This window comes from Promicromonospora kroppenstedtii (assembly GCF_044389675.1).
Taxonomy (GTDB): domain Bacteria; phylum Actinomycetota; class Actinomycetes; order Actinomycetales; family Cellulomonadaceae; genus Promicromonospora; species Promicromonospora kroppenstedtii.
Genome location: NZ_JBIRYI010000015.1, coordinates 45,877 through 65,271 on the forward strand (window position 1 = coordinate 45,877; position 19,395 = coordinate 65,271).

The following is a 19,395-nucleotide window of genomic DNA, read 5'->3' on the forward strand; positions in this document are numbered from 1 at the left end:
CCGACGAACGTAACCGAATGCTTGACTGGCGCCTATGAAAGACGGTCTGGGCGCAGGGCGCCTCGAGGTGATCGCCGGTCCGATGTTCGCCGGCAAGTCGGAGGAGCTGCTGCGCCGGGTGCGGCGGGCCCGGATCGCGCGCCGGGGCGTGCTCGTGGTGAGCCACGCCCTCGACGACCGGCGCGGGGTCGGCCGGGTGTCGTCGCACTCGGGGCAGGGCGTGCCGTCGCACACGGTGTCGCACGCCGAGGAGATCCCCGGCCTGCTGGACCCCGGCGCCGACGCCGGTACCGGTACCGGTACCGAGCTCGTCGCCGTCGACGAGGCGCAGTTCTTCGGCGCCGGCCTCGTGCCGGTCGTCACCGACCTGGCCGGTCGAGGTCTCGTCGTGGTCGTCGCCGGGCTGTCCGTCACCTTCGACGGTCAGCCCTTCACGCCCCTGCCCGAGCTCATGGCGCTGGCCGAGTCGGTGGAGAAGCTCACGGCGGTGTGCTCCGTCTGCGGGGCGGACGCCGCCTTCCACGTCCGGCTGCCCCAGGCACCGGGGGAGCCCGACGGCGGTGCGCTCGTGCCGGTCGCCGCCCACGTGGGCGGGTCGGAGTCGTACGAGGCCCGGTGCCGCCGGCACGCCGTCGTGCCCGGCTGACCTGCCGACGTCAGACCTTGCGCATCAGCTTGTACTGCGGGCAGTCGAACGGGTCGCGGGCGGCCAGCCCCACCTTGTTGAGGTAGTTGACGACGATCACGTACGACTGCGCCAGGCTGGTCTCCGTGTAGGGGATGCCGAGGGTCGCGCAGTGCTCCCTGACGATCTCGGCGGTCCGGATCAGGTGCGGGCGCGGCATGCTCGGGAACAGGTGGTGCTCGATCTGGAAGTTGAGCCCGCCCATCAGGATGTTCATGAACCGTCCGCCGCGGATGTTCCGCGAGGTGAGCACCTGCTTGGACAGGAAGTCGATGCGGGAGTCGGCGGGGATGATCGCCATGCCCTTGTGGTTCGGGGCGAACGAAGCGCCCATGTAGACGCCGAACACGGCCAGCTGCACGCCGAGGAACGCGAACGCCAGGCCGGGCGGCAGCACCCAGAACAGGATCGCCACGTAGACGCCGAGCCGCGCCGTGATGGTGACGAGCTCGCGAATCCGGGAGCGCAGCGTCTCGGGGCCGCCCGAGAAGAGCGAGCGGATCGAGAGGACGTGCAGGTTCAGACCCTCGAGCGTGAGCAGCGGGAAGAACAGCCAGCCCTGGTAGCGGTTGATCCACCGCTTGAGCCCGCGGTGCTGCCGGACACCCTCCTCCGTGAACGCGATCGTGTCGTTCTCGATGTCCGGGTCCTTGCCCATCTTGTTGGGGTTGGCATGGTGCCGGGTGTGCTTGGTCATCCACCACGAGTAGCTGATGCCGACGACGACGTTGGCGATCAGGCGACCCCAGCGGTCGTTGCGAGGGCCCGACTCGAAGACCTGCCGGTGCGAGGCCTCGTGCGCGACGAAGGCGAACTGGGTCAGGACGAGGCCGAGCGCGCCGGCCATCAGGAGCTGGAACCACGAGTCGCCCAGCAGCACGAACCCGGTGACGATCCCGCCGAGCGCGACGGTGAGCGTGGCGAGGGTCCAGGCGTAGTAGTGGTGGGCCCGGCGCAGCAGTCCGGCGTCGCGCACGGTGCGGGCCAGAGACGAATAGGTGCTGGTCGCCGGTTGGGCGCCCGGATCGCGGGGCTTGGTCGGGCGGAATCCGTCGCGCACGGCGGGTACGGCTTGGGCCATCTGGTCCTCACAGGCTCGGGTTCGACTTCCCAGCCGTGGGGTGGACTCAGGTGCCCGTCATGCGGATGGCTTCGAGCCTACGGGACCGTAGGTTGTGGCGCACGGGGCAGTTGTGGACGGATGGCGAAGAGTTCAAGACGGTGTGTTTACCTTCACCAGATATTTCGGGAGTCGGCGTCAGTCCTCGACCCCTCTGGCCGGCTGTGCCTGCGCTCCGCTCCGGGCGCGCGCCTCGTTCCTCGCCCCGCACCCTGCGCTGCGCTCCGGCTCAGTCCTCGATGAGCGGGACGAACCGGTAGCCGCCGTGGTCGGTCGCTCGGGTGCGCCCGTCGGGCAGGCGCTCGATGAGCAGCAGGGTCGTCCGTACGGGGATGACCATGCGCCCGCCGATCCCGACCTGTTCCACCAGGGTCCGGGGCAGGGCGGACGCCGCCGCCGACACCAGGATCCGGTCCCAGCCGTTCTCCTGAGGCTGGCCCAGCACCCCGGGTTCGGTGTGCTGGAGCGTCGCCCAGCCCATCCCGGTGCGTGCCACGTTGGCGGCGCCCCAGTCGGCGAGCCGGCTGTCGCGCTCGACGCCGAGCACCCAGCCCTGCGGACCGGTCAGGTAGGCGAGCAGCGCCGTCGTCCAGCCGGAGCCCGCGCCGACGTCGAGCACCCGCGCGCCGAGCGGCACGCGGAGCAGCCGCAGCATCGCGGCCACGGTGCTGGGCTGCGAGGACGTCTGGCCGCGGCCGATCGGCAGCGGCTGGTCCTGGCCCGCGAACGGGCGCTGCGAGCGGGGCAGGAAGTCGCGGCGGGGTACGGCGCGCATCGCCCGGGCGATGTCGTCGTGCTCGGCGGCCGGCTCGGAAACCATCACGTATCACCTGCACCCAGGTTAGGCACAGCCCCAGGCAGATCGCCATGTGCGCTGTCGCGGGCCCGTGCTCGCGGTCGACCGTGGGCAAGACCACGCGGCCGCCGGTTTGAACCCGCTGAGGGCATCGCGTAACCTTGATCTTCGGTGTGCTGTCTGCGCACCCGTCCTGCGTGCCCATGGCGCACCGCACTCGACCGCCGCGGCGGAGCGAGTCACAGCAAAGCCGGTGAGATCCGTCGTGCGCGCACGCCAAGACTAGAGAGATGAGTTGAACGTGGTGTACGCGATCGTCAAGGCCGGTGGCCGCCAGGAAAAGGTGTCCGTCGGGACCATCGTCGTCATGGACCGTGTCCAGGCGGCAGCTGGTGAGACCGTTGAGCTCCCGGCCCTGCTGCTGGTGGACGGGGAGAAGGTGACCACCGACGCGAAGAAGCTCGCGAAGGTCAAGGTCACCGCTGAGGTCGTGCGGGACGAGAAGGGTCCCAAGATCACGATCCTCAAGTACAAGAACAAGACCGGTTACCGCAAGCGTCAGGGCCACCGCCAGTCGCTGACTCGCGTCAAGGTCACCGGCATCAAGTGACTTCCGCTGCGGGCCTCCTCTGCCGAGTGAGCCCGCGCGAGCCAGATACTTCTTCTTCTCCTTCGTCCCGAAAGACAGGTCAGCCAGATGGCACACAAGAAGGGCGCGAGCTCCTCGCGCAACGGTCGTGACTCCAACGCCCAGCGCCTCGGCGTGAAGCGGTTCGGTGGCCAGGTCGTCAAGGCCGGCGAGATCATCGTCCGCCAGCGCGGCACCCACTTCCACCCCGGCGTGAACGTCGGCCGCGGCAAGGACGACACCCTGTTCGCCCTCGACGCCGGCGCCGTCCAGTTCGGCACCCGTCGTGGCCGCAAGGTCATCGACATCGTCGCCGCCGAGGTCTGAGCTTCGGCTTCCGCGTAAGGGGGCGCACCGTCGACGGTGCGCCCCCTTACGCTTTTTCATGAGCGGCCCGGCCGCTCCACCTGAGCAGTACCTGAGAGGATCGAGACATGGCCAGCTTCGTGGACCGGGTGGTTCTGCATGCCGCCGGCGGTAACGGCGGGAACGGCTGCGCCTCGATCCGCCGGGAGAAGTTCAAGCCCCTGGCGGGCCCCGACGGCGGCAACGGCGGTGACGGCGGCACGGTGAAGCTCGTCGTCGACGCCAACACGACCACCCTGCTCGAGTACCACCACTCGCCGCACCGGCGGGCAACGTCGGGCACCCAGGGGATGGGCGACGACCGGGACGGCGCCAACGGCGGCGACCTCGTCCTGACCGTGCCGGACGGCACCGTCGTCAAGGACCTGGACGGCAACGTCCTGGCCGACCTCGTGGGCGAGGGCGCCGAGTACGTCGTCGCCGCGGGCGGCAAGGGCGGGCTCGGCAACCGCGCGCTGTCGTCGCCGAGGCGCAAGGCCCCGGGCTTCGCGCTGCTCGGCGAGGAGGGTGAGACCGCGGAGGTCGAGCTCGAGGTCAAGACCATCGCCGACGTCGCGCTGGTGGGCTTCCCGAGCGCGGGCAAGTCGTCGCTGATCGCCGCGATCTCGGCCGCGCGCCCCAAGATCGCCGACTACCCGTTCACGACCCTGGTGCCGAACCTCGGCGTGGTCCAGGCGGACCAGTCGCGGTACACCGTGGCCGACGTGCCGGGCCTGATCCCGGGTGCCAGTGAGGGCAAGGGCCTGGGCCTGGAGTTCCTGCGGCACATCGAGCGCACGGCGATGATCGTGCACGTGCTCGACTGCGCCACGCTGGAGCCGGGCCGCGACCCGATCAGCGACCTCGACGTGATCGAGGCCGAGCTCGCCGCTTACTCGGGCGACATCGGCATCGCGGGCGGCCGCGTGCCGCTCGCCGAGCGTCCGCGCCTTGTGGTGCTCAACAAGATCGACGTGCCCGAGGCGCGCGAGCTCGCGGACTTCGTCAAGGCCGACCTGGAGGCGCGCGGGCTGCGTGTCTTCGAGATCTCGACGGCGTCCCACGAGGGTCTGCGCGAGCTGAAGTTCGCCCTGGCCGAGGTCGTGGAGAAGGCCCGTGCGGAGGCCCCCGCGCCGGAGGCCGCGCCGATCGTGCTGCGCCCGCGCCCCGTGAACGAGTCGAAGTTCACCGTGCGCCGGCTCGGCGGCGAGACCGCCTACTGGTTCGAGGTCCGCGGCACCAAGCCGGAGCGCTGGGTGAAGCAGACCGACTTCAACAACGACGAGGCCGTCGGCTTCCTCGCGGACCGGCTCGCCAAGCTCGGCGTCGAGGACGGGCTGTTCAAGGCGGGCGCCGTCGCGGGCGACGAGGTGCGCATTGGCGACCCGGACAACGCCGTCGTCTTCGACTGGGAGCCCACGCTGCAGACCGGCGCCGAGCTGCTGGGCGGCCGTGGCACCGACCTGCGGCTCGACCAGAACGAGCGGCCCACCCGTGGTGACAAGCGCCGCGAGTTCACCGAGCGCATGGACGCCAAGGCCGAGGCCCGGCGCGAGCTGTGGACGGAGCGCGAGGCGGGCCACTGGACGGACCCCGACGCCGACTGAGCCGCAGGCTCGGTCGGCGGACAGGCTCAGTCGGCAGACGGGCAGTGCCTGGTCCGTGTCGGACGTACAGGTTCCTCTGGTGACCTGTACGTCTGACCCGTCCGGGTCGGGTGCCCGGCTCGTGGAATGAGCGAGCGTCCGGGGCACCGTTCCGGAGAGGATGAGGTGTGAACTCCCTCGACCCCTCGGTCAACCGTCAGGACGCTCCGGACATCGAGGACGCCCCGCCGGTCCCGGGCCCGCGGGCCGCGGTCGCCGCCGCGCGGCGCGTCGTGGTGAAGATCGGCTCCTCGTCGCTGACCGGCCCGGACGGGCACCTCGACGTCGGGGCGCTGCGCGGGGTCGTCGAGGTGCTGGCCGCCCGGCAGGCGGCCGGCGCCCAGGTCGTGCTGGTCACCTCGGGCGCCGTCTCGGCGGGCATCGGGCCGCTCGGCCTGGGCACCCGGCCCCGCGACCTCGCCACGATGCAGGCCGCGGCATCGGTGGGGCAGGGGCAGCTCGCAGGCCGCTACCAGGAGGAGTTCGGGGCGTTCGGCATCCAGATCGGTCAGATCCTGCTGACCGCCGAGGACACGGTGCGCCGCCACCGCTACCGCAACGCGCAGCGTGCGCTGGAGCGCCTGCTCGCCCTGGGCGTCGTGCCGGTCATCAACGAGAACGACGCCGTCACCACCGACGAGCTCAAGTTCGGCGACAACGACCGTCTCGCCGCGCTCGTGTCGCACCTGGTGCGGGCGGACGCCCTGCTGCTCCTGACCGACGTCGACGGCCTGCACGACGCCCCGCCGTCACGCCCCGGCGCACGCCGCATCCCGCTGGTCGACGACCTCACGGAGATCGCCGGCGTCGAGGTGACCGCGCGCGGCAGCTCGGTCGGCACGGGCGGCATGGTCACCAAGCTGGAGTCGGTGCGGATCGCGACCGGCGCGGGCGTGCCCGCCGTCCTCACGCTCACGGCCAACGCGGCCGCCGCACTGGCCGGCGAGGACGTCGGCACGTTCTTCGCCGCGACCGGACGCCGTACCTCGGCGCGCCGGCTCTGGATCGCGCACGCCGCCCGCACGCAGGGCCGCCTGCACCTGGACGACGGCGCCGCGCGCGCCGTGCTCGGCGGCCGTGCCTCGCTGCTGCCCGCCGGGATCACCCGGACAGAGGGCCAGTTCGACGCGGGCGACCCGGTGGAGCTGGTCGCGCCCGACGGCGTCGTCGTCGGGCGGGGGCTCGTCGCCTTCGACGCGAGCGACCTCCCGGCCCTGCTCGGCCGGTCCACGTACGCGCTGCGCGAGGAGCTGGGGGAGGGGTACGACCGCGTCGTCGTGCACCGGGACGACCTGGTGCTGGACCAGCCGAAGAGCTGACCAGCGCGCACGACCTGGGCCCCTGGCACAGGCAGGTTCGGCTTCGGTCGGTTGCACCGCGTGACCGGCAGTGCCCGTCCGCACCACGGAATCGACCTCGGCATCCGCCCGCACCCGACGTACTCTCGACGCATGACGATCGTGAGCGAGTTCGAGGCGACCCCTGCCGGAGGCGATTCCGCGGGAGCCGGCACCCCGCCGCCGTCGGGCACGCCCGCGGGCGGCGAGGCAGGCACCGACGTCACCACCGCCGTGCACGACGTCGCCCGGCGCGCCAAGGTCGCCGCGCGCACGCTGGCCACGGCCAACCGCATGACCAAGGACGCCGCCCTGGGCGCCGTCGCCGACGCCCTGGTGGCCGACGCGGACCGGATCGTCGCGGCCAACGCCGAGGACCTGGAGCGCGGCCGCGCGAACGGGATGACGGACGGTCTGCTGGACAGGCTCGCCCTCACCCCCGAGCGGATCGCGCAGATCGCGGCCGCGCTGCGCGACGTCGCCGGGCTGCCCGACCCGGTCGGCGAGGTGGTGCGCGGGCAGACCCTGCCGAACGGCCTGCGCCTGCGCCAGGTCCGCGTCCCGATGGGCGTCGTCGGCATGATCTACGAGGCTCGTCCCAACGTGACCGTCGACGCCGCCGGCCTCGCCCTCAAGTCCGGGAACGCGGTGATCCTGCGCGGCGGCAGCGCCGCGGCGTCGTCCAACTCCGTGATCGTCGAGGTGATGCGCGGCGCGCTGGAGGCGCGCGGCCTGCCCGCCGACCTGGTCCAGTCCATCGACGCCTACGGCCGCCCCGGCGGCGTCGCGCTCATGCGCGCCCGCGGCCTCGTGGACGTGCTCATCCCTCGCGGCGGCGCCGACCTCATCCAGACGGTCGTGCGCGAGTCCCTGGTGCCCGTCATCGAGACCGGTGTCGGCAACGTGCACGTCTACGTGGACGCCACGGCCGACGTCGACATGGCGGTGGCGATCGTGATGAACGCCAAGACCCAGCGCGTCGGCGTGTGCAACGCGGCCGAGACGCTGCTCGTGCACGAGGACGCCGCCGCGGCCTTCCTCCCGGTGGCGCTCGCGGCGCTGGCCGACGCCGGCGTGGTGCTGCACGGTGACGCGGCGGCCCTGTCCTTTGCTCCCGCCGGAGCCACGGCCGTCCCCGCCACGGACGAGGACTGGGCAACGGAGTACCTGGCCCTGGAGCTGGGTGTCCGGGTGGTGCCGTCGCTGGACGAGGCGATCGAGCACATCCGCACCTGGTCCTCCGGGCACACGGAGGCGATCGTGACGCGGGACATCGCCGCGGCCGACCGGTTCGTGGCGGAGGTCGACTCCGCAGCGGTGATGGTGAACGCGTCGACCCGGTTCACCGACGGCGGCGAGCTCGGCCTCGGTGCCGAGATCGGCATCTCCACGCAAAAGCTGCATGCGCGCGGCCCCATGGGGCTGACGGAGCTCACCACCACCAAGTGGGTCGTCACGGGCGACGGTCACGTCAAGCCGTGACGGCTCGCTGGCGTCCGGGAGACCTCCGCAGGATCTCCTTGCGACCCAGTGCCGCGGTGTGCCCGCCGCAATTCGTCCGTGAGAGACTAAAGCCCACCTGAGCACGTTCGACTGGGAGGAACCACCCGTGCTGCACACCGCTGTCCTGGCCGCCGAGGCCGCCACGGAGCACGCCAACGAGCCGATCGCCCCGATCGCCCTCGGCCTGATCGCCTTCGGTGCGCTCGTGGCCGCGCTGCTCGTCACGTACGCGTTCCGCAACGTCGGCAACCGGCACTGAGCCGTCGAAACGGGAGCCTGACGACCAGATGAGCCCACGCACCGCATGAGTGCCCCCGCTGGGACCAGGCCGCGCATCGGGGTGATGGGCGGCACCTTCGACCCCATCCACCACGGTCACCTCGTCGCCGCCAGCGAAGCGGTCGCGCAGCTGGAGCTGGACGAGGTCGTCTTCGTTCCCACCGGCCGGCCGGGCTTCAAGCAGAAGCAGCGGGTCACCCCCGCGGAGCACCGCTATCTCATGACGGTGATCGCCACGGCGTCCAACCCCCGGTTCACGGTGAGCCGCGTGGACATCGACCGCGAAGGCCTCACCTACACGGTGGACACGCTCCGGGACCTGCGCAGGCAGCGCCCGGACGCGGACCTCTACTTCATCTCGGGAGCGGACGCCATCCAGCAGATTCTCTCGTGGAAGGATGCCGAGAAGCTGTGGGACATGGCACACTTCGTCGCTGTCACACGGCCTGGGCACATGCTCACCGTGGACGGGCTTCCTCGGGACGGCGTGACGACGCTCGAGGTCCCTGCACTAGCAATCTCCTCGACCGACTGTCGTCGTCGGGCCGAGGAGGGCTTGCCGGTCTGGTATCTGGTGCCCGACGGCGTGGTCCAGTACATCGCCAAGCACGGACTGTATCGAGGTCTTCACGATGAGTGACAACAAGGGTCGTCCCATGACGCGCCGCGAGATCCGCGAGCGTGAGGCCGCTGCGGCCGCCGCCGCCGGCAACGGTGGCAACGGCGGCGGCTACCCACCGCAGGGTGGGCAGCAGCAGCCTCCGCACCGCGGCGCGCCCGCGCCCGCCCCGGAGAGCGGCTGGGCGCCGAGCAACCCGCCGGTCGCCCGCCCCCCGCAGGCGACGGGTGGCTCGCGCGGCGTGGACGCGACCGGCCGGCTCACGCCGGTGCAGCAGCCCGGCGGCAACAACCCGCCGCCCCCGTTCGGCCCCGGCGCCGGCCAGACCCGCCCGGGCGGCCCGCCCGCCCCGGGCCAGGGTGCGCCCGCCGGCGGTCAGGGCGGCCCCGGCGGCCCCGGTCAGGGCGCGCCGCCCAGCCCGTTCGGCGCGCGCCCGTCGAGCGCGCCCGTGCCGCCCGCCCCGCAGCAGGGCCGGTCGGGCCGGTTCGCGCCGCCGCCGGCACCCGGGGCCCCGTCGGTCCCCGCCGACGCCGGTCAGACGACACAGTGGGGGGCCGCGCCGTCGGCCCCGACCCAGCAGCCGCCGTCGCCGTTCGGCGCCCGTCCGGGTGCGCCGACCGCCCCGGGCGGCCCCGGCGGCCTCGGTCAGCAGCGCCCGGGCGCCCCGGGCCGCCCGGCCGGCGCCCCGCCCAGCGGTGCGACGGCAGGTGGCGCGGCCGCCCTGCCCTGGGAAGCCGGCGCGGCCGCGGCCCCGCAGGCGGTGCCGTCGGGCCCCGCGCCCACGGCTCCCGGCTCCCCGTTCCCCGGGCGCCCCGGCGCCCAGCCCGGCCCCGGTGGCCCGGGCGGCCCCGGCTCCGGCCCGATGGGCGGCCCGGGTCAGCAGCGTCCGGGTGGCCCCGGCGCGCAGTTCGGCGCCGGCCCGGTGGCCCCGTCCCGGTCCTCCCGCCGTGAGGTGGAGGAGGAGTGGGACGAGGAGGAGGACGAGGGTCCCCAGTACACCTGGCTGCACTACATCATCCTGGTGGTCGTCGCGTTCGTGCTCGGCCTCCTGATCTGGAAGCTCGTGCTCGAGGGAGACAGCAGCTTCCCGACGGACCAGGCGGCGGCCCTGCTGGGCAACGTGCCGGGCGGACTGCCCGGCCTCATGGGAGGAAACACGGCATGACGGCGACCGAGCGGGCCACGGAGCTCGCGATCATCGCGGCGCGGGCGGCGAGCGACATCAAGGCGCAGGAGATCATCGCGCTCGACGTCAGCGAGCAGCTCGTGCTGACCGACGTCTTTCTCATCGCGTCCGGCGCGAGCGAGCGTCAGGTCTCCGCGATCGTCGACTCCGTCGAGGAGGCGCTCTTCAAGGAGGGCGTCAAGCCGATCCGGCGCGAGGGCAAGTCCGAGGCCCGGTGGGTGCTGATCGACTTCGGCGACGTCGTGGTGCACGTGCAGCACGCCGAGGACCGGACCTACTACGCGCTCGAGCGCCTGTGGAAGGACTGCCCCGCGATCCCGCTGCCGGAGGACGCCCGCGGCGGCGGCGACACCGGCGAGTTCAGCGACCCCGACGACGGGGCGATCCACCTGGCCGGGGACCCGCGCCTGTGACCGCTGGAACGATCGTCCTGCTGCGCCACGCGCGCACGGCGTACAACGCCGGCCTGCGGCTGCAGGGCCAGATCGACATCCCGCTCGACGAGGTCGGGCGGTGGCAGGCGGAGCAGGGCGCCAGGGCACTGGCGGCGTCGCACAAGGCCTCCCTCGTGGTGGCCAGCGACCTGCAGCGGGCCCAGGACACCGCGGCCGCGTACGCACGGCACCTCGACCTCGAGGTGGTGCCGGACGCCGGCCTGCGCGAGCGGTCGTTCGGTGACTGGGAGGGCCTGACCGACGCCGAGATCGCCGAGCGCTGGCCCCAGGAGCACGCGGTCTGGCGCAGCGGCGGCGAACCGGCGGCGAACGGCGTCGAGTCCAAGGAGGTCACCGCCCGGCGCATGGAGGAGGCGGTGCTGCGGCACGCGGCCGGGCTCGGCCAGGGGGAGACCCTCGTGGTCGTCTCGCACGGTTCGGCGATCACGCAGGCCATCACCCGGCTGCTGGGCCTGGACCCTGCCACGTGGCGCGGGCTGCACGGCCTGCACAACGTGCACTGGTCGCACCTGCGGGCCTCCGGGCCCGGCGCGTCGCCCGCGTGGCGGCTCGTCGCGCACAACGTCGGGGCCGGATACCCGCTCGACACGTGGCAGGCGGGGCCCGAGTCCCGGCAGTGACCGAGCGCACCCGGATTCGATTTGGTCCCCGGCGTCGGTCTGCATAGACTAGCGACGCTCGCCCGGCCGAACGGCTCGGGGGAGACCAATCTGGGGCTGTGGCGCAGCTGGTAGCGCACCTGCATGGCATGCAGGGGGTCGGGGGTTCGAGTCCCCCCAGCTCCACCCAGAAGAGATCCGGGGCCCGTCGATGACGGGCCCCGGATCTTTTTGCGCGCTGGATGCGGCCCGACCGCGTGCCGGGTCCGCCGGTCGGATCAGGCCGCGCAGAACACGTCGGTCCTCGGCAGCTCACCCGTCAGCAGGAACCGCGTGGTGGTGTTCAGCGCGCACGCGTTGTCGTCGTAGACGTAGACACCGTGCTCGCCCGCGTCGACGCTGACCAGCCGCGCCCGGTCGCCGAACCGGTCCCGGGCGAGGATGCCGCCGGCATGCGGGGTGGCCGGGTCGCGCAGGTTCTGCAGCACCAGCACGTTCTCCGGACCCTCGTCGCTGATCTCCAGCTCCGGGTCGACCGGGTCGTTGTGCCAGAACGCGCACGGCGTGATGTTGGCGCCCGCGCCGCCGAACAGCGGGTAGCGCTTCCGGTCGACGGCGGTGTCCCGCTGGTAGGTGGCGACGTCCTCCGGCCAGTCCGTGTCGTTGCAGGTGACCGCCAGGTACGAGGACCAGGCGTTGTCGTACGGCGACGGCTCGTTCGCGGCGCCCCTGGTGGCGGCGACGGCGGGCAGGCCGCCCACGGCGGGCTGGACGTCCTCCAGATCGCGCAGCCGTGCACGCACCGCGCTCTCGTCGGAGTCGGTCAGCCCCTGCCACAGCTGCGCCGTGATGCCGAACCGCGCCTCCGTGTAGAGCCCGCCGAACCCGACGGCACGGAACAGCGCGCCGTCCACGCCGGCTACCGGCGCATCGTCGAGTCGCGCGGCGAGCTCGAGGAATCCCGCGCGCACCTGGGCGGGCGTGCGGCCGAGCTCGTAGGTGTCGTGCCGGGCGGCGACCCACCGCGCGAAGTCCGGGAACCGCTTCTCCATCCCGAGGCCGAAGCGCCGGTGGGAGTCCCGGTCCAGGCTGGTGGCACCGAGGTTGCTGTCCACGATCACACGGTCGCTGGTGTCCGGGAACAGCGTGGCGAACGCCGAGCCCAGCGCGCTGCCGTAGGAGGCGCCGTAGAAGCTCAGCTTCTCCTCGCCGAGGAGCTCGCGGATCCGGTCGATGTCCCGGGCGGTGTTGGCCGTGGTCATGTGCCGCATGCGGCCGTCGGTGTCGTGCTCGGCGCACTGGGCGGCGACCTGCCGGGCGACCTCGGCGTGCTCGGTGACCGCCTCGGCGTCGGGCGCGTACGGCGGGATGTTGCCCATGTAGGGCTGGTCCGCGGTGAAGCCGCAGGTCACCGGTGACGACTTGCCCACACCGCGCGGGTCCATGCCGATCAGGTCGTAGCGGTCCAGCACACTGTCCGGCATGCCGAGGTTCGCCATCTCCGCGGGCTGGGTCAGGCCGGAGCCACCGGGTCCGCCCGGGTTGAGCAGCAGCACGCCCGCGCGCTTCCCGGGGTTGGTGCTCGCCAGCCGGGAGATCACGACCTCGATCTGCCGGCCGTCGGGCTCGTCGTAGTCCAGCGGCACCTGGACCGTCGCGCACTCCAGCGGCAGCGGCGTCGCCAGGTCGTCCGGGCAGGCGGACCAGGCCGGCGGGTCCGCCGGTCCGCCGGGCCGCTCGTCACCTGCTCGCTCGCCGCCGGCTGCCGGTGTCGCGAGCAGCGCACCCGCCACCCCGGCCACCGTCATCAGCGCCAGCCCGCGTCTGATCGTTCGTCGTGGATCCATGTTCTCGCACCCCTCGTGGTCCGTCGTCGGAACGTGCGTGACCACTCCAGCCCGTGCCCTGGGGGCACGGTCAACCGGGGGCGCGGTGTGACGCCTCTCACGCCCCCGGCCGCGTTGACCTGAACCGTGGTTGAGGTTCTAGCGTCGGAAGCATTCGACGAGAGGACGCGGAAATGCCCGTCTACACCCTGCCTGACCTGCCCTACGACTATGCGGCGCTCGAGCCGCACATCAGCGGGCGCATCATGGAGCTGCACCACGACAAGCACCACGCCGCGTACGTGGCCGGAGCCAACGCCGCGCTCGACGCGCTGGCGCAGGCGCGCGAGACCGGCGACCTGGCCGCCGTGAACCTGCACGAGAAGAACCTCGCGTTCAACCTGGGCGGCCACACCAACCACACCGTGTTCTGGAACAACCTCTCGCCCGACGGCGGCGGTGAGCCGGACGGCGAGCTCGCCGCGGCGATCGTGGACCAGTTCGGCAGCTTCGCGGCCTTCCAGGCACACTTCGCCGCCGCGGCCACCGGCATCCAGGGCTCGGGCTGGGCGGTGCTCGGCTGGGACAGCATCGGCGGGCGGCTGCTGGTGTTCCAGCTGTTCGACCAGCAGGCCAACGTGCCCCTGGGGATCACCCCGCTGCTCATGCTGGACATGTGGGAGCACGCGTTCTACCTGGACTACCTGAACGTCAAGGCGGACTACGTCAAGGCGTTCTGGAGCCTGGCCAACTGGGCCGACGTCGGCGCACGCCTCGACCGGGCGCGGGCGACCACCGGCGGACTCCTCGTGCCGGCGTGAGCCGGCCGGGCGGACGGGGGTCTTACGGGACCCCGTCCGTCACCGCCGCGCGGCCCGCGGCTTCGGGGGCTTCGGCGTCAGTGACGGCCCGGTCGTCGCCGGGTCCGGTCGCTTCTTGCCGTCCTCCCCGATCATCCGCGGCGCGGGCTTGACGGGCCAGCGCTCGACCACCCGTCCACGAAGCTCGTCACCACGAGCAGCGGCCACTCCGTCCCACACGACGGCGGCGACCACGACGGCGACCGAGCCCCCGAGCGTCACCAGTGCCTGCGGCACGAAGCCGCCGAAGGTCTCGTCGGCGTCGCCGTACAGCGTCGCGACGTCCGACATCCCGCCGGTGCCGAGGCTGTACACCGCCCAGCCGAGCGTGGTCCCGAGCGCGGCGAGGAGGGCGAGGGCCTGCGCGAAGACCACCGGCTGGTGGTCGGCGTACTTGCGCAGCAGCACCCGTTGCGGGCGGCGAGCGTCCGGGTCCGCCAGCGCCTCGCGCAGGATCTCCTGCTCGCGCCGCTGCACGGCCGAGTCGGCGAAGAAGCCCACCACCAGGAGCGCGACCGCGACCACCATGAGGGCCGCGAACACCCAGACACCGGCGACGAGCACCACCTCGACGCCCGCCCCGTGCTCCACGCGGGGACCGGCGTCGGTCATGGAGCGGAACGGGTGGGTGACGAACAGCCAGAGCTGCATGAGGCTGAACCCGAGCGCGAAGCACACGATGCCCACGTACTCGTACCAGGTGGCTCGTCGTCGCAGGCGCTGAAGGTCGGGCGGGAGCTCGGCCTCGTGGTCGTCAGCGGGTCGCGCGGGGGCGGCGCGCCGCCAGGCGGCGTGCTCGTCGGTGGTGGTCCAGTGCGCGGCGATCTCCAGCCGACGCCGGTGGTGCGCGGGACGGCCCGCCAGCGCGAGCAGCACGAACACCCCGCCGACCCCCGTGGCCACGAGGAACCCCCAGAGGATCGGCAGCTCGCTGCCGTTGACGGTGAAGGCCGCGACCACGGCCATCAGCAGGCCGATCCCGGCGACCAGCACGGACATGACGAGGAACGGGAGGAACGGCGGCTGAGCCGTCACCAGGTCGACCTGGCTCGGGTGCGGCACGGCTGTCCTGGGCGCTCCCTCACGGGCAGCCCGGACGAGGGCACGCGAGGTGATCACCTCGCGCAGCGCGAGCAGGACGGTGGTCACCACCCCGGCGCCGAGGGCGAGCACCAGCACCGGCAGCATGCCGGCCCGGGCGAGCTGGTCGAGCGCGCCGCTCACGGCCGGCATGCCGGACAGGGCCTCCTCGCCGACCATCGCGACGGCCAGGAGGAGGACGAAGGAGGCCCCGGTACCGAGGAGGAACGGGGCGAGTGCGTTGATCGCCCCGTTCACGAGGCTCCCCGTGAAGTTCATCGGGTACACGCGCCAGTGCGGCTGATCTGCTGGAGGTCCTGGTGTCGTCATGGCGCGGGCAGTTTATCCATGACGACGCGAAAGGGCCCGGCCGACGGCCGGGCCCTTCATCCGGTGGAGCTGGGGGGACTCGAACCCCCGACCCCCTGCATGCCATGCAGGTGCGCTACCAGCTGCGCCACAGCCCCGAACGGCGTTCGCCCAGGTGGGCGAGCGCCGTCAGTCTAGACCGATCCCGGCCCGGAGACCAAAGCGGGCCGGCAGCTCACCTCTTCCTTCGCTGTTCGGCTCGTCGGAGCGCTTCGGTCTCGGCCGGACACCCGGCGCCGGTCCACTGTCCGGCCCGGCGGGCGGGCTAGTGTCCAGCTGACGGAGCCGACGCCGATACCGACCCGCGAGGTGCCCATGGCCGACAAGATCGATCACAAGAAGATTCTCGACGCCTACCAGGCCAAGCGGGGCCAGTTCCGGATCGTCGACGTGCCTGAGCTGCGATACCTCGCGGTCGACGGGCACGGCGACCCGAACACCTCGGCGGCCTTCGCCGACGCCGTCGAGGCGCTCTACCCGGTGGCCTACACGCTCAAGTTCGCGAGCAAGCGCGAGCTCGGCCGGGACTACGTCGTCATGCCGCTCGAAGGGCTCTGGTGGGCCGACGACATGGACGCCTTCACGGCGGCCCGCGACAAGTCCCGCTGGGACTGGACCCTGCTGATCATGGTGCCGGACTGGACCGACCAGCAGATGTTCGACGCCGCGGTGGCACGGGTCCGGACGAAGGGCGGCCCCGCGCGGCTCGGCGACGTCCGCCTGGAGACGCTGGCCGAGGGGCGCTGCGTGCAGACGCTGCACGTCGGCTCCTTCGACGACGAGGCGGAGACCCTCGCCCGGATGCACGACGAGTTCATCCCCGCGAATGGGCTGCGCCGGACCGGCCGGCACCACGAGATCTACCTCAGCGACTTCCGCAGGGTCGCGCCCGAGAAGCAGCGGACGATCCTCCGGCAGCCGGTCGCGGACGCCGCCGGGTCCGATCAGTGAGGGCCGGCCCACCAGCCCCTACGCTGGCCCGGTGACCGACGGAGCCGGCACCCGCCACCGCAGCGCAGGGCTGCGCCGCACCTACCTGAGCCTCGGCCTGGGTGAGCTGGCCGCGGTGGTGGTCTTCGTCGTCGCCCAGCCCGTGGTCGCCGCCCGGCTCGGCGACGCCGGCGGGCGGGCGCTGTGGTGGGCGATGGCGCCCCTGCTCGTGGTGCTGCTCCAGGGCAGCGCCTACTGGCTCGCCGCGCGAGGCTGGCTGCCCGGCTCCGGGCGGGCCGGGATGCCGCACGGCCTCGCCCTGGTCTACCGGGCATTCCGGCTGCTCGACCCGGTGCTGCTCGCGGCCTGCCTCGCGGGCCTGCTGCTGACCGGCACGGACGGCGGCGCCCTGGTGGTGTGCCTGCTCGTCTGGGCGTTCGGCGCTCTGGAGTACGTCAACTACTTCGTGGTGCGGCTGTCCTACCCGCTCGCCGAGTGGTTCGCGCTCGTCGGCCGACGGCGGACGCCCGCCCTGGTCCGGGACATCGCTTCACGGTAGGCCGCCGCGCGCCGCCGTGGGAGGCGCCGGCGTGGGAGGCGCCGGCGTCACCTGGGACCCAGACCCTGGGTGGACCCGAGGCCGCCCGGGATCCACCTGGGGTCCGATGCCGCCGGGCCACCCGGCCGGGTAGCTTCCGAGCATGCCCACGGTCGCCCGCGCCTCGTTCGCCACCACCGCCGTCGCCCACCCCCTGGTGCGGTGCGGCCTCGTGCTCGTGCTCAGCTTTCTGCTCGGCGGCCTGACGTCGTACGCGCAGGGCTTCCTGCCGAGCCCCCTCAGCTCTTTCGCGAACTCCGCCAGCGGCTGGACGGTGCTCACGGCACTGCTGGTGTACGCCGCCCGGTTGCGCACGGCACCGTCCGTCGTGCTCGGCGCGGCGAGCTTCGTGCTGCTCGTGCTCGGGTACACGGCGGCCGCCCACCTGCGCGGCTACGTGTACGACCCGGTGCTCTTCTCCCTCGTCGGCGTCGTGGCCGGCCCGTTCGTCGGCGTCGCCGCCTCCTGGCTGCGTGCGACCGGAGCCCGCGCCGCGCTCGGCACCGCCCTGCTCGCGGGCATCGGCGTCGGCGAGGCCGTCTACGGGCTGACGATCATCCGGGAGACGACCAGCCCGGTCTACTGGACGCTCATCGGCGTCGCGGGCCTCGCGCTGCTCACCGGCATGCTGATCCGCCGCGTGCGCGGCGTCGTGCCCGTGGCGCTCGCGGCCGGCGGGACGGCGCTGGTCGCCGCGACCTTCTACGTCGCCTACTCCAGCCTCTCCTAGTACTTGGTCGCGGCCGGACGCCCGGTGTGTGGCGCACCGAGGATGTCGCTGCCGTTACCGCTGGCCGACTCCGAGGTTCTGTTCAAGCCACGATGTTGCAACGTTTCAAGCCCATTCCCGCGGGCAGGAGCTCGTGGTCTGAACAGGACCTCGGGAGCGACGACACGCGGGTCGCGGGGTTCGTGGCGCGGGGCGACGGGACGGTGCGCGGCTGACGGCGAGGCCGCGCGCCCGACGGCGGGGCCGCGCGCCCGGCGCCGCGGGAGCGCACGCCTTGCGCGCGGGCCTGGCGGCTTGGTGCTGTCCGGGCCCGCTCCTGGTCACCGCACGGCCAGCGCGCGGGAGGCTGTTTGAGAATCGTTCTCACTTCTGGTTGACTCCTCCTCGGTAACGAGAATGATTGTCATTCTAGATGGAAGGAGTGGGCGGCCCCGACCGCCCCACCGACGATGAGAAATCAACCCACCCGCGCGGCCGCCGGCCTCGGCGCGGCACTGTCCCTCGTCCTGCTCGCGGCCTGTGCGGCCGAGGGCGACCCGGCCGGCTCCGAGTCGGCGTCGGCCTCGGCCGACGCGCACGACCACGAGTCGCCGGAGGCCACCGAGGCCCAGGCGCGCACGCCGCGCCTCGCGGTCACCTATGACGGCGGCGTCCTGGTGCTGGACGCGATGAGCCTCGAGACCGTGGGCGAGATCGAGCTGGAGGGCTTCACCCGCCTCAATCCGGCGGGCGACGAGCGGCACCTCATGGTCTCGACGACCGGCGGCTTCCAGGCCCTCGACCTGGGCTCCTGGGCCGAGGCCCACGGGGACCACTCCCACTACTGGACCGCCGACCCGATCCTCACGGACGTGACCTACGAGGCCTCCGAGCCCGGTCACGTCGTTGTGCACGAGGGTCGCACCGCCCTGTTCGACGACGGTACCGGCCTGGTGCGTGTGCTCGACTCGGCCCACGCGGCCGAAGCGGACGCGGCTGCCCGTGAGTACACGACGCCGTCGGCCCACCACGGTGTGGCCGTCGAGCTGACCGACGACACCCTGGTGGTCTCCGAGGGTACCGAGGACGCACGCACCGGCATCCGGGTGCTGGACGGGGACGACAAGGAGATCGCCGCCTCCGACGAGTGCCCCGGGGTGCACGGCGAGGCCGTGGCCGCCGACGAGGCCGTCGTCATCGGCTGCGAGGACGGCGCCGTCGTCTACGCGGACGGCAAGATCACCAAGGTGACTTCGCCCGACGACTACGGCCGTATCGGCAACCAGGCCGGCACCGAGGCGTCGCCGGTCGTGCTGGGCGACTACAAGAAGGACAAGGACGCCGAGCTCGAGCGTCCCACGCAGGTCTCGCTGATCGACACCCGCAGCGGCGACCTCCAGCTGGTCGACCTGCCGTCGTCCTACACCTTCCGTTCGCTCGCCCGGGGCGACGACGGGGAGGCGCTCGTGCTCGGCACGGACGGCCAGGTCCACGTGATCGACCCGGAGTCGGGCGAGCTGACCACGTCGATCCCGGTCATCGACGAGTGGGAGGAGCCGGTCGAGTGGCAGGAGCCGCGGCCCGCGATCCTCACGCTGGACGGCTCGGTGTACGTGACCGACCCGGCGAACGACTCGATCCACGCGGTCGACGTCGAGACGGGTGAGGTCTGGAAGTCCGCCGAGCTGGGCGTGACCCCGAACGAGCTGAACGGTGTCACGGGCGGCGAGGCCCACACCCACTGACCACAACGCGTTGAGTGCTGGCTATTTGCGCCTCCCGAGCCCCGGGAGGCGCAAATAGCCAGCACTCAACGCGTTGCGGG

Annotated in this window: 20 protein-coding genes and 2 tRNA genes; 17 read left to right on the forward strand and 5 right to left on the reverse strand. The window is 72.6% G+C overall.

Annotated features, from left to right (window positions below; genetic code table 11):
- Positions 1-34 precede the first annotated feature (34 nt).
- Positions 35-646 (forward strand): thymidine kinase, encoded by a 612-nt coding sequence (locus ACH47X_RS21640; protein ID WP_397406837.1) that lies wholly within the window; start codon positions 35-37, stop codon positions 644-646.
- Positions 647-656: 10 nt separating this feature from the next.
- On the opposite strand, the gene ACH47X_RS21645 is transcribed toward ACH47X_RS21640, so the two are convergent.
- The gene (locus ACH47X_RS21645) at positions 657-1,766 is read right to left on the reverse strand and encodes a fatty acid desaturase family protein (protein ID WP_397406839.1); all 1,110 of its coding nucleotides are present in this window, start codon (positions 1,764-1,766) and stop codon (positions 657-659) included.
- A gap of 268 nt (positions 1,767-2,034) precedes the next feature.
- Positions 2,035-2,625 carry a protein-L-isoaspartate O-methyltransferase gene (locus tag ACH47X_RS21650; RefSeq protein WP_397406841.1) on the reverse strand — a complete coding sequence of 197 codons (591 nt, stop codon included), beginning with the start codon at positions 2,623-2,625 and terminating at the stop codon, positions 2,035-2,037.
- Positions 2,626-2,902: 277 nt separating this feature from the next.
- Between ACH47X_RS21650 and rplU the strand changes: the two genes are divergently transcribed.
- From rplU to ACH47X_RS21705, 11 genes are all read left to right on the forward strand, one after another.
- Positions 2,903-3,211 (forward strand): 50S ribosomal protein L21, encoded by a 309-nt coding sequence (gene rplU, locus ACH47X_RS21655; RefSeq protein ID WP_020013783.1) that lies wholly within the window; start codon positions 2,903-2,905, stop codon positions 3,209-3,211.
- Positions 3,212-3,298: 87 nt separating this feature from the next.
- Positions 3,299-3,556 carry a 50S ribosomal protein L27 gene (gene rpmA, locus ACH47X_RS21660; protein ID WP_036961235.1) on the forward strand — a complete coding sequence of 86 codons (258 nt, stop codon included), beginning with the start codon at positions 3,299-3,301 and terminating at the stop codon, positions 3,554-3,556.
- 107 nt (positions 3,557-3,663) lie between these two features.
- Complete coding sequence (gene obgE / locus ACH47X_RS21665) at positions 3,664-5,181, forward strand: GTPase ObgE (protein ID WP_397406843.1); 1,518 nt, start codon at positions 3,664-3,666, stop codon at positions 5,179-5,181.
- 167 nt (positions 5,182-5,348) lie between these two features.
- The gene (proB, locus tag ACH47X_RS21670) at positions 5,349-6,539 is read left to right on the forward strand and encodes a glutamate 5-kinase (protein ID WP_397406845.1); all 1,191 of its coding nucleotides are present in this window, start codon (positions 5,349-5,351) and stop codon (positions 6,537-6,539) included.
- A 132-nt stretch (positions 6,540-6,671) separates the two neighbouring features.
- Positions 6,672-8,039 carry a glutamate-5-semialdehyde dehydrogenase gene (locus ACH47X_RS21675; protein ID WP_397406847.1) on the forward strand — a complete coding sequence of 456 codons (1,368 nt, stop codon included), beginning with the start codon at positions 6,672-6,674 and terminating at the stop codon, positions 8,037-8,039.
- Positions 8,040-8,166: 127 nt separating this feature from the next.
- Positions 8,167-8,319, forward strand: coding sequence for a hypothetical protein (locus ACH47X_RS21680; RefSeq protein WP_020013788.1), 153 nt, complete (start codon positions 8,167-8,169; stop codon positions 8,317-8,319).
- A 45-nt stretch (positions 8,320-8,364) separates the two neighbouring features.
- Positions 8,365-8,979 (forward strand): nicotinate-nucleotide adenylyltransferase, encoded by a 615-nt coding sequence (gene nadD, locus ACH47X_RS21685; protein WP_036960659.1) that lies wholly within the window; start codon positions 8,365-8,367, stop codon positions 8,977-8,979.
- Positions 8,972-10,123 (forward strand): hypothetical protein, encoded by a 1,152-nt coding sequence (locus ACH47X_RS21690; protein WP_397406850.1) that lies wholly within the window; start codon positions 8,972-8,974, stop codon positions 10,121-10,123. The genes nadD and ACH47X_RS21690 overlap by 8 nt, the downstream gene beginning before the upstream one ends.
- Positions 10,120-10,557, forward strand: a complete 438-nt coding sequence (rsfS, locus tag ACH47X_RS21695; RefSeq protein WP_036961252.1) for a ribosome silencing factor — start codon at positions 10,120-10,122, stop codon at positions 10,555-10,557. Before ACH47X_RS21690 ends, rsfS begins: the two co-directional genes overlap by 4 nt.
- Entirely contained in the window at positions 10,554-11,219 is a 666-nt protein-coding gene (locus ACH47X_RS21700; RefSeq protein WP_142038551.1) for a histidine phosphatase family protein, read from the forward strand. The genes rsfS and ACH47X_RS21700 overlap by 4 nt, the downstream gene beginning before the upstream one ends.
- A 92-nt stretch (positions 11,220-11,311) precedes the next feature.
- A tRNA-Ala gene (locus ACH47X_RS21705) sits at positions 11,312-11,384 on the forward strand.
- A 92-nt stretch (positions 11,385-11,476) separates the two neighbouring features.
- Here ACH47X_RS21705 and ACH47X_RS21710 read toward each other — a convergent pair.
- Positions 11,477-13,045, reverse strand: coding sequence for an alpha/beta hydrolase (locus ACH47X_RS21710; protein ID WP_397406852.1), 1,569 nt, complete (start codon positions 13,043-13,045; stop codon positions 11,477-11,479).
- Positions 13,046-13,218: 173 nt separating this feature from the next.
- Between ACH47X_RS21710 and ACH47X_RS21715 the strand changes: the two genes are divergently transcribed.
- Positions 13,219-13,845, forward strand: a complete 627-nt coding sequence (locus tag ACH47X_RS21715) for a superoxide dismutase (protein ID WP_397406854.1) — start codon at positions 13,219-13,221, stop codon at positions 13,843-13,845.
- A gap of 39 nt (positions 13,846-13,884) precedes the next feature.
- Here the strand turns inward: ACH47X_RS21715 and ACH47X_RS21720 are convergent, their stop codons facing one another.
- Together ACH47X_RS21720 and ACH47X_RS21725 are read right to left on the reverse strand one after the other, a co-directional pair.
- Positions 13,885-15,294 carry a hypothetical protein gene (locus tag ACH47X_RS21720; RefSeq protein ID WP_397406856.1) on the reverse strand — a complete coding sequence of 470 codons (1,410 nt, stop codon included), beginning with the start codon at positions 15,292-15,294 and terminating at the stop codon, positions 13,885-13,887.
- A gap of 64 nt (positions 15,295-15,358) precedes the next feature.
- Positions 15,359-15,431 (reverse strand) — tRNA-Ala (locus tag ACH47X_RS21725).
- A gap of 217 nt (positions 15,432-15,648) precedes the next feature.
- Between ACH47X_RS21725 and ACH47X_RS21730 the strand changes: the two genes are divergently transcribed.
- The 4 genes from ACH47X_RS21730 to aztD all read left to right on the forward strand — a co-directional run bounded on the left by ACH47X_RS21730 (position 15,649) and on the right by aztD (position 19,315).
- Positions 15,649-16,284: a GyrI-like domain-containing protein gene (locus ACH47X_RS21730; RefSeq protein WP_397406858.1), complete on the forward strand. Its 636-nt coding sequence runs from the start codon at positions 15,649-15,651 to the stop codon at positions 16,282-16,284.
- 31 nt (positions 16,285-16,315) lie between these two features.
- Entirely contained in the window at positions 16,316-16,822 is a 507-nt protein-coding gene (locus ACH47X_RS21735; RefSeq protein WP_397406860.1) for a hypothetical protein, read from the forward strand.
- Between the two features lie 142 nt (positions 16,823-16,964).
- Positions 16,965-17,591 carry a DUF6518 family protein gene (locus tag ACH47X_RS21740; RefSeq protein ID WP_397406862.1) on the forward strand — a complete coding sequence of 209 codons (627 nt, stop codon included), beginning with the start codon at positions 16,965-16,967 and terminating at the stop codon, positions 17,589-17,591.
- Between the two features lie 449 nt (positions 17,592-18,040).
- Positions 18,041-19,315, forward strand: a complete 1,275-nt coding sequence (aztD, locus tag ACH47X_RS21745) for a zinc metallochaperone AztD (protein ID WP_397406864.1) — start codon at positions 18,041-18,043, stop codon at positions 19,313-19,315.
- Positions 19,316-19,395: the final 80 nt, after the last annotated feature.